Annotated in this window: 1 protein-coding gene; it reads left to right on the top strand. The window is 57.6% G+C overall.

Features of this window, described 5'->3' with window-relative positions:
• Positions 1-805: 805 nt before the first annotated feature.
• Positions 806-931, top strand: coding sequence for a hypothetical protein (locus MU551_RS23410; RefSeq protein ID WP_281507448.1), 126 nt, complete (start codon positions 806-808; stop codon positions 929-931).
• Positions 932-1,867 lie beyond the last annotated feature (936 nt).

Raw genomic sequence — 1,867 nt, 5'->3', positions numbered from 1 at the left:
GCCAAGCCGGTCCCGGTGACAACACCCCCCGGATCATTCATGACTGGGGGCAGAAACCATGCCGGGACCGACCGGCCAACACCCCTTATCCTGCAACAGGACCGGGGCTACGAAAAAGGTAACGGGGACATAAAGGCCAGCCAAGCCGGTGTAAGTTGTTCCCGCCGTTAACATCCTCATTACGGGCAACCCGCAGGGCGAGCCGGGCATCTTTACCGACCCATCACAGCCCGCAGGCTATGACCGCCGGTTCCGCCGCGTCTTTTACCTCTCGTCACTTTCCGCGCGGAAGTCCTTCCCTGCTTGCGCGGCCATCACGACCGCACACGTGTGCAAGGAAGACCCACGTCCAGCCAATGCCTTCCCATGCCCGGCGACGACTGATCCTCTGCGACAGCACCGCCCCCTTGAACCCATGCTGGACCTCGATCAGGAGAATGACAAACCATAATTCCAGCCCCCCATACGTGATTTCCCGTCAAGCCGGGCGAAGCGACATCGGACCTGATCGTCCGTTTTGCCTGCAGGTTAGATATCTGGCCAAGGGTCGGGTCGGTAAGGTGCGGCGGACTCACCTCACGTCCACCATGAATCGGGCGAAAGCGATTGCCAGGCATCGCGAGCATTGTTGCTCAACGGCTCGCCCGGGGTCGGAAAGTCAAGTGCGCTTCAGGCACTCAGTACCCTGTCGAGGGAGCGAAGCGTTTGTCACGCTTTCGTCGGCCTCGACGAGATCTCGCTCTTCTGGCCATGCCCCAGTGACGGTCCCAGGGGCGGCCGTACAGCTCGTGCGAACCTCGCCGCGGTGAGCAGCACATACTGGGCGGCCGCTGTTCAACGCATCGCGATGGCGCACGTCTTCACCGATCGTGAGCGGCGCTCTGGAGGCCGGAACGTCGCGGAACACATCGCGGATGTAGCCGGCCGGTAACGATCATGCTGGAAGGGAGTGTTTTCCCGTCTTGCAGCAACGCAGGCAAGGCATTGCTCACCAACGACCGTTTTCGGAGCTGCTGGGTCCAACGCCAGGATCAGCCCATAGAGCGCCAGGATCCCACGATCTTTTGTTGGTCGATTGGTTTCATGGATCGTTTTTGACCAGTGTCCGGTGAGCTATCGGATTCTGTGTGAATCGCTGGGGTAATTGGTGGGTTCTTTTATGCCATAGAGGAACCTTGTACGCAGTGAACAGGTGAATACAGGAAATTTCCGAGCAGGAGCAGCAAGTCGGCCGTGATGTGGTTCTGCGGCTGAAGCTCTTCATGTCATTCGAGGACCTGGACGCAGGCTGCGGTTGTCCATACCGGAAAATGTAAACGGAAGGTGAGGTAAAAATGCTTACCTTTGGCCTCCTCCAACTCTCCCGTATCTAGTATCGCCGCTGTCTTTCATACTGCGCCGCACAGACGTACGATGTACCCGTCGGGAGCCATGTTTAAGGCCTCAGTGTCGCCTGCCATTGATGGCAGGCATCCCGCCATGACTGGGAATCGGCGGATTCATTTTTGCATTATTTGCATTGAAAGAATCCAAATATAAGTATGAACAATTAGCCGTAGACTGCCTATCTGTTGAGTGGCGAGGACAGCGTAGGCGATTGGCACTGCTCGCTCGTCCGATTTGAAAGGCGCAGCTCATTGTGGATGCTGCGGCCTTGTGGCTTTGGGGTCTGGAAAAGGCTTCCGAAGCACACACGGACCGGCAAATGCCGGATTCCCGAGTTCCTTTTATTTGTGCCTTCGGGTCGAGGCCCAGGGCACCTGCAGAAAGCCTGAAAAATGAAGCTATCACTCCGTCGCGTCCTGACTCTGTTCGCGGCAATACTGTTCGTCCTCGTAACGGGTATGACTGCGGCACATGCGGTCAC

Origin of the sequence: Arthrobacter rhizosphaerae (assembly GCF_023062595.1) — a bacterium.
Lineage (GTDB): Bacteria > Actinomycetota > Actinomycetes > Actinomycetales > Micrococcaceae > Arthrobacter > Arthrobacter rhizosphaerae.
Note: the sequence above shows the minus strand (reverse complement) of the source record. Positions and strands in the feature narration are given on the sequence as shown.